This window comes from Pseudomonas sp. PA-4-8C (assembly GCF_021606625.1).
GTDB classification, from domain to species: Bacteria; Pseudomonadota; Gammaproteobacteria; order Pseudomonadales; family Pseudomonadaceae; genus Aquipseudomonas; species Aquipseudomonas lactis.
The window spans coordinates 1-8,966 of record NZ_WKCD01000234.1; the positions used below are offsets into that span (position 1 = coordinate 1).

Consider the following 8,966-nt stretch of genomic DNA (forward strand, 5'->3'; position numbering starts at 1 on the left):
CCCTTGAGGCTGGCGAGCACGCCGCTGCGGTTGTCGAGGTTGCCGGCCTTGAGGTGCACGTCACCGGTCTGGCTGATGATATTGCCGCCCTGGTTATCGAGATCGCCATTGACCTCGACCCGCAGGCCATTGTGCCCCTGCAGCTTGCCTTGCGCGTTGGCCAGGCCAAAGGCGTTGATGCGCAGGTCGCCTTCCTGGCTGTAGATCAAGCCGTCAGCGTTGTTTTGAACGATGGCGCTGGCATCGATGGCCAGCGGACCTTTGGCCGCGACGGTGCCGCCTTGGCTGTTGTTCAGGCCGCCCATGGCCAATGAAAGGCGTCCCTGGCTGGCCAGTTGACCGCCGCGGTTATCCACCTCGATGGCGCGCTGGAGTAGCAACGACCCAGTGCCTGCGATCTTACCGTTGACGTTGCCAAGGTTGCCTTGCAGGTTGAGCACCAGCTCGTCGTTACCCATCAACGAGCCACCGGTATTGAGCAGGTTGCCACCCGAGACGTTGAGGTTACGCTGGGCGGTAATGTTGCCGGCGCTGTTGTCGAGGTCGGCTGCACTCACATCCAACGTCGCACCACTGTCGATCAAGCCGCCCTGGGTGTTGTTCAGCGCGCCAAGCACGCTCACGGTCTGCTGCGCGCCGCTGGAGATCACACCGCTGGCGCTGTTATCCAGGCTGGCGGCGCTGACCGTCAATCGCCCTTGGCTGGCCAACGCGCCTTCGCCACTGTTGAGCAAGCGCCCACCGAGGCGCACATACAGGTCGCCGTTGCGACTGGACAGCGTGCCTTTGTCGCGGTTATCCAACTGAGTGCCGATCAGGTTGAGGCCCTGCCAACCCGAGATCAGGCCGCCGCGGTTGACCACGTCGCCTGCGTTCAGTGTGAGTAATTGCTGGCTGATAAGCGTGCCGGCGCTGTTGTCCAGGTTGCGTCCCGTCAAGCTCAGGGCATTTTGACTGGACAGTTCGCCGCCCTGGTTTTGCAGGTCGCGCACGCGTTGCAAAGTCAGCGGGCCTTTGGAGAAGATCAGGCCTTTGCGGTTATCCAGGTCACCGTTTGCCAGGTCCACGCTCAGGCGCTGTTCACCTATCAACCGGCCGCCACGCAAGGACATGGAAGTGAGTGTGAGGTCCATGTCCCCCTTGGCCGACACCTCGCCACCATCGCTGGCGTCTAAACTATGTGCAGTGAGTTCCAGGCTGCCCTGGCTGTTGATCAGGCCTTTGGCACTGTTGTCCACGGCCAACGCCTTGAGCGTCAGGGCGCTGGTACCCAGTAGGCTGCCGCCCTGGTTATTGAAGTTGCCCGCATTGACTGTCAATGCTTGCGCGGCGTTGATCAAACCTTGTTGCCCGTTGCTCAGCAGCCCGGTGCCGGTCAATTCAAGGCCACCACGGCTGGTAAGCGTGCCGCCACTGTTGTCGACCGCGGCCGCTTGCGCACTCAGGCTTGCACCTGCAACCAAACCCTTGATGTTAGTGAGTACCTGGTCGATACGCAGCGTCAGGCCCTGGTTGCTGAGAAGGCGGCCACTGCTGTTATCCAGGTTGCGCGCCGCGATAGTGAATGCCTGGCCACTGGAAATTTCACCGGCCTGGTTGTTCACACCGTTGAGCTGGCTCAGCACCAGCGGGCCGGACGCATTGATCAGGCCTTGCTGGTTGTTGAGTTGGCCGTGGTTCAGGTCCAAAGTAAGTCCGGCATTGCTGAACAGCTTGCCGCCTTGTTGGTCGAGCCCATTCACGCTGGCCGTCAGGGCCTGGGCGCTGCCGATGCTGCCAGCGCTGTTGTTCAGTAACCCAGCCTTCAGCGCCAGCGTGTCGCCGCTGATCAGACGACCCCCCGTGTTATCCAGCGCGCCAGTGGTGACCCCGACCGCGCCTTTGCCACTGAGCACGCCGTTCTGATTGCCGAGGCTGGCGCTACGCAGTTGCAGGCTACTGTCAGTCACGAGTTCACCGCCCTCGTTGTCCAGCGCCCCTGTCAGACCCAGCGCCAACCCCTGGGCACTGGACACTCGGCCCTGACGGTTGACCAGGCTGACGGCGTTGGCGCCCAAGCGTCCTTCGCTGTTGATCACGCCCTGGCTGTTATTCAGCTCGCCTTTGAGCTCAAGTTGCAGTAGCTGTTGGGCGAGCAGCTTGCCATTGCTGTTGTCCAGGTTCTGAGCGCTCAGCATCAGCCGCTGTGTGTTGAGCTGGCCTTGGTTGCGATTCAGCAGTTGGGTGAGCGCAAGGTTCAATGATTGCCCGGCCAATACACGACCCGCATCACTGTTATCCAGGGTTTGCCCGGTGACGGTCAGGTCGGAGTTGGTCGACAGTTCGCCACCACGGTTGTCGATGTGATCGACCCGCAGTTCCAGCGTTTTATCGGCGCCCACCAGGCCTTTGCGGTTGTCCAGGGACGCAGCGCGAATATCCACTGCTGTAGTGCTGATGAGTTGACCGCCGCGGTTATCGACCTGATCGACATCAGCAGTCACCAAGGCCTTGCCCGATACATCACCGCCACGGTTGTCGAGCCGAGCGGACGACAGCCCCATGGCACCGTCGGCAATCAGCGTGCCGCGCTGGTTATCCAGCGCCTGGGTGGCAGAGACTTGCATGACGCCACGACTGTTGAGCAGCCCATCCGTGTTGTCCAGGCGGGCACTGTTGGCGTTGAGCGAGGCGGCGCTGATCGCACCTTTGGCGTTGCCCAAGGCGTCTTGAATCTGCAGGGTCAGGCCTTGGTTACTGATCAGCTTGCCGCCGCCGTTATCCAGGTTGCGAGCCGCCAGCGTGAAAGCTTGCTGGCTGGAAATTTCGCCACGTTGGTTGTTCACCTCGGCCAGGTTTTTCAGCATCAGCAACGGGCTATTGATCAGGCCGCCCACGTTGCTCAATTGGCCGTGGTTGAGGTCCAGATCGAGCTGCGTGTTGCTGAACAGCTCACCGCCCTGCTGATTCAGGCCGGTGAGGATGGCAGTCAGGTTTTTGCTGCTGGCGATACGTCCACTGTTGTCCACCTGGGTGGCTGCCAGATCCAGGCGATCGGCGCTGGTGATACGGCCATTGTTGTTCAGCGTCCCGGTGGCCAGGGTCAGCTCACCACGGCTGTTGAGCAGGCCTTTGGGGCCGTTGTCCAGGCTTGCGCTGGTGAGCGTCAGGGCGGCATCGGTCTCCATGACGCCGCCCTGGTTGGTGATAGCACCGCTGGCAGCAAGGGTGAGCGCACCTGCCGAAGAGACGGCACCCGCGTCGTTGTTGAGCGTCGCGCTGGTCATCTGCAGGGTGCCTTCGCTGCTGATTTTGCCCAGCTGGTTATCCAGCCGACCATCCAGTTCAGTGCCGGGAATGGCGACCAGCGACATGCTCAGCGATTGCTGGCCCGCGAAAGTGCCTTGGCCGTTATCCAGGCGCGCGCCGTTGAAGCGGTTGTCCCGGGCGAAAATCAATCCTTGGGCCTGGTTGATCACATGCGGCACGGCCAAGTCCAATGCGGTACCGGCGATGAGTTTGCCGGCGCTGTTAGCCAGGAGCTGCGCCTTGAAGTCGAGGCTGGTGCGGCGGGAAATCTCGCCCGCTCGGTTATCAACGGCGTCGACCGTGAGTTTCAGCGCTTTTGTGGCGCCTACCAGGCCGCCCTCGCGATTGTCCAGGGAGGCCCCGCTAAGGCTCAGCTCATCCTGGGCAACCAGTTCACCGCCCTGTTGGGCCAGTAAGCCGATAGTTGCCTGCAGATCCGCCTGGCTGGCGATACGGCCTGCCGCGTTTTGCACATTATCGGCAGTCAGTCGCAGGGGCCCCGCTGCGCTCACCAGCCCCTTCTGATTACGCAATTGTTGTCCGGAGAAGCTCAAGGCCTCCTTGCTGCTGAGCGAACCTTGCTGATTGTCCAGCTCACCCAGATTGAGCTGAAGGTCCTTCTGGGAAAGGATCACACCGCCGCGGTTGTCGACATTGTCGCTGTGCACCGTCAACAGGTCCTGCCCGGTCAGCCGCCCTTCGCGGTTATCCAAACGACCGGCACGCAGTTCCATCGCGCCTTTGGCCAACACCTGCCCTTTGGCCTGATTGTCCAGTAACCCATCAATCGTGGCCTTGAGTTGGCCGTCACTGCCCAATTTCCCGGCCTGGCGGTTATCCAGGCTGGCAGCGTGCACGTTCAACGAGGTGCCGGCCCCGAGTGTGCCGGCCTGATTATTCAGTGCGCCCTTGACCTTCACGTCCAGGCTGACATCACCGAGCACTTGCCCGCCAGTGTTACTCAAACTGGCCGCCTTCAGCTGCGTGTGGCCTGCACTGACGATTTCGCCCTGGTCGTTAAGCAGGTCCTCACTGACCGCCAGGCGCGCATCCAGCGCGCTGCTGACCTTGCCTTCGCGGTTGTCCAGGCGCGCGGCATCGAGCTCGACACCGGCGGCTGAAATCAGCCCCTTAACGTTAAGCAGCGCCTGTTCGATTTTTAGGGTCAAGCCTTGGTCGCTGAGTACGTTACCGCCGCTGTTGTCCAGGGTGCCGGCACGCACGGCAAAGGCCTTGGCGCTGGAGATTTCACCGTTACGGTTGTCGACACTTTTGAGGTTTTTGAGCAACAACTGCCCTGGCGCATTGATAAAGCCATCGGCGTTATTCAAGTGCCCCTGGTTCATGTCCAGGGTCAGCTCGCTGTTGCTGTAAAACTCACCGGCTCCGCGCTGGTCAAGGCTGGTGAGGCTGGCGTTGAGCGCCTGCTCACTGGCGATACGCCCCTCGAAACGGTTGTCCACGTCAGTGGCTGTGAGGTTGAGGCGGTCAGCGCTGGTGACACGGCCTTGATGCTGGTTAAGCAATACGCCTGTGGTCAGTTGCAGCGCACCGTCAGCAACAATGCGCCCTTGGCTGTTGTCGACACTGCCGGCATTCACCGTCGCCGTATCAGCGCTGAGCACCTCGCCATTCTGATTGGCAAGGCCATTGGCAGCGCTCAACAGTAACGCCCCGCCGCTGCTGATACGCCCGTCGTTGTTACCCAGGCTGGCGCCGCGCAGTTGCAAGGCGGCGTCGCTGCGCATGACGCCTTGGCTGTTGTCAGCCTGTTCGGCCAGGGTTATATCGAGGTTGCGCTTGGCATAGACACTGCCTTGGGCGCTGTTGTCCAGGCTGGCTGCCTTGAGGTTGACATCCTGTTGCGCAGAAATCAGGCCCTTGAGCTGGTTGTTCAGCCTGTCGAGCGTCAACTGCAGCGTGCTATTGGCCAGTACGCGACCGGCATTGCTGTTGTCCAGTTCGCGGCCCGTCATCGTCAGTTCGGTAACGCTGGAAACTTCACCCCCTCGGTTGTCCACTTTGCCAATGGACAGGTTCATGGCCTGGCCCGAGTTGAGCAGCCCGGCCTGACGGTTATCCAGCTCGTCACCCTTGACCCGCAATTGCCCGACCGAGGTGATGCTGCCACCGCGGTTATCCACACTCCCCACCACCAGCTGCGCGTCCCCCTTGCTGGTCAGGCGGCCCTTGGACTGGTTGTCCAGGCTGGCGGCATTGACCATCAGCATCTGACCGGCAGCTAGCGTGCCTTTGTCATTGTTGACCGCGCCGTGGCTGGTCAAGGTCAAGCGGTTATCGCCCTGGATGCGCCCCTGACTGTTGTTCAGCGCAGCCACTTCGACTGTCGAGTGCTGACCCAGTAATTCACCGTTGCGGTTGTCCAGCACACCTTCTACGCCGAGGTTCAGGTCGGAAACGGCACTCAACTTGCCACCCTGGTTGCCCAGGCTTGCGCTGCTCACCTGCAAGGCCGCGGCAGAAATCAAGCCGCGTGTGTTGTCCAGCGCTTGGGCAATACGCAAGGTCAGGGCTTGCTGGCTGAGTACCTTGCCGTCCGCTGTGTTCAAGGCGGTTGCCGCCAGCTCAAACGCGTGGGCGCTGGAAATTTCACCGCCCTGGTTATCAACGCTGCCCAGTTGCTTGAGCAGCAATTGCCCCGGCGCGTTGATCAAACCACCGTTATTGTTGAGGTGACCACCTTGCATATCCAGGCTTACATCGGCTTGGCTTGCGACATGCCCGTTACGGCTGTTGTCCAGTGCGGTAACCGTCATACCCAACCGGGTCGCGCTGCTAAGGCGCCCGCCCTGGTTGCTCAGCTTGCCGGTCGTGATCTTCAGGTCGCTGGCACTGGATAGTGTTGCGTCATCATTGGTTAAACCGGAGGCATTGATGGTCAAACGATCATCGCTGCGCAGTGTGCCTTGGGCGTTGTTCAACTGGCCGCCGAGGGCCACACCCAATTGACCTTTGGCATACAAACTACCGCCTGCACTGTTATCCAACCCTTGCCCCGTGAGCAGTACCTGCTGAGAGGCAATGCGACCCTTGAGCGAGTTGTTCAGGTCGGTGGCATTGACCTGCATATCAGTGCCGGCACTCATAAGCCCCGCTTGATTGAGCAGGCTGCCCGCAATACCTGCCGTCAGTGCACCGTCGCTGGTCAAGTTACCTGTGCGGTTATCCAGACTGGCGCTGTTGAGCGTCACGCTGTGCCCAGCGGCCAACGTGCCGGCCTGGTTGCTGACCGCGCCGCCCGCTTGGAGCAGCAACGTCGAATCACCCTGCACCAGGCCCTGGTCGTTATTGAGCGTCCCAACGCCAAGCACAAGGTGTTTGCCCAGAACCTTTGCACTGCGGTTATCGAGTTCGCCATCGACTTGCAAGTTGACGCTATCCACCGCAGCGAGTCGACCGGACTGGTTAATCAGTGTCCCAGCCCGTACATCCAAGGCCTTTGCGGTCAACGCACCTTGGGTGTTGTCCAGGGCGCGGGCAATGCGCACACTCAAGGCTTGCTCGCTGAGCAACTTGCCGGCGCTGTTATTGAGTTGATCCGCATTCAGATCGAAGGCTTGGGCGCTGGAGATTTCGCCGCCCTGGTTATCGACGCTGTTAAGTTGGGTCAGCAACAACTGGCCTGGGGAGTTGATCAAGCCACCCTGGTTGTTAAGGTGACCCCGATTGAGGTTCAGGCTCAAATCGCCTTGGCTGAAGAGTTGGCCGCCATTGCTGTTGTCCAGGCCTCCCACGGTCAACTGTGCGCCTGCGTCGGCACTGAAACTTCCGCTTTGATTGGCAAGCAAACCACCCACCCGGGCGTTAAGCCGATCACGGCTGTTAACTCGACCGCGTTGGTCGTTGATCAAACTGGCAACGTCAATATCCAGGCCGCTGGCTGTAATCAGCCCTGCACCGTTGTTGAGCGTCTGCACGATCTTCAGGCCCAAGGCCTGGTCGCTGAGCAGTTTGCCAGCGCGGTTGTCCAGGCTGTTGGCGGTGAGCGTGAACCCGTGAGCGCTGGAAATTTCGCTGCTGCGGTTGTCGACGCTATTGAGATTATTCAACGTCAGTTGGCCAGCGGCGTTGATCAAGCCCCCGTCGCGGTTGTCGAGGTGGCCGTTGCCCAGGTCCAGGACTGCATCGCTATTGCTGTAAAGGCGCCCCTGCTCATGCTGGTCGAGGCTGGTGACACGGGCAGTGAGGGCCTTGGCACTGGAAATGGATCCACCTTGGCTGTTAATTACTGGGCCGGCCGTGAGTTCGAGGGCGCCACCGCTGGAGAGCACGCCATGTTGTTGGTTGTTGAGTTTGCCGGCGTTGACCTGTGCGGTGGCACCCGATTCGATGCGGCCCTGCTGCTGATTATCCAACGTGCCGGCAATATTCAGCCCAAGGTCGCCCTGGCTGGTGAGGATGCCTGACTGGCTATTGTCCAGTTGCCCGGCGTTGACCTGCGCCATCTGCCCGGCCACCAGGCGACCGCTTTGATTGTTCACCGCCGCGCTGGCAGTCAAGCGCAACGCCTGGCCCGCAGATATCAGGCCGGCGACGTTGTCCAGGCTGTCGACCTGCAAAGTGACTTCAGCAAGGCTTGAGAGCTCGCCCTTGCGATTGACCAACTGCCCGATGCGGCCGCTGAGCCCTCGGTCGCCCACCACCAGGCCTGCGTCAGCATTGAGCAACCGTGCGGCATTCAACTCAATGCGTGCTGCGCTCAATACGCGGCCTTGCTGTTGGTTGTCCAGTTCTTCGGTCGTCACCTTCAGCTGGTTTTGCGCGCTAAGGGTGCCGCTGCGGTTGTCGAGAATGCCCTCCACCTTGACGCTCAGGTCACGACTGGCGATGACGGTTTTGCCGTTGTTATTCAACTGGGCAGCAGTGACGTGGATATCGCCCTGAGCATTGCGCGTCTGATCAGCATTAACGCCCGCTTCGATCACGCCGTTGTTGGTCAACACCCCACCGCTTTGCAGCGCCACGCGATCACGCGCAGCCAGGCTTTTTTGATTGAGCAAGTCGCCTTGCGTCTTCATCTCAAGCACACTGCCCGCCGCGACCACGCCCTGGGCTTCCACGCTGCGGGCCTTCACGTTAATGGTGCCGGCCGCTGTTGTCTGGCCCATGACCACGTGGCCACCGGCATCGATCTGAATATCACCGCCGGCGACCATGTCCCCCGACAACTTCACGCCGACACCCGCCTCGGTCCCCACCAGTTTGACTGCGCCCACATACATGCCGCCCAGCGCCGACGAGTCAATCGCCAGATCCGGCGCCTGGCTGCCATCCGCTGCCCGCGCAGTAGCATTCAAGGTGCGTGCATCTACATCATTACGCCCGGCGACGACGGTGAGTTTTTTCGCCTGGATCTGCGCATTGATGGTGGTGGCGCGGGTGATGATTTCGAACTGATCGACGTTGCTGGCGTTCAGGCCGGCGCCTTCGATAGCAACACTGCCCTGGTCGACCTGGTAGCGATTGATCTGGCCGTTTTCGATCACGGCTTTACCGGTGGTGAGCGTCGCTTGCGGGGTGTTGATAAAGCCGCAACCGTTACAGCTGATGCCATACGGGTTGGCGACGATCACATGGGCCGATTGCCCGGCCACTTCGGTGTAGCCGCGCAGTTGGCTGGGGCTGCCGCCGTTGACTTCGTTGAGGATGATATTGGC

The 8,966-nt window shown here is 60.9% G+C and carries 1 protein-coding gene; it reads right to left on the reverse strand.

Annotation, left to right across the window (positions count from 1 at the left end; genetic code table 11):
• A partial coding sequence (locus GIW04_RS23975) for a two-partner secretion domain-containing protein (RefSeq protein ID WP_236479258.1) occupies nucleotides 1-8,966 on the reverse strand: 8,966 nt, incomplete at both ends.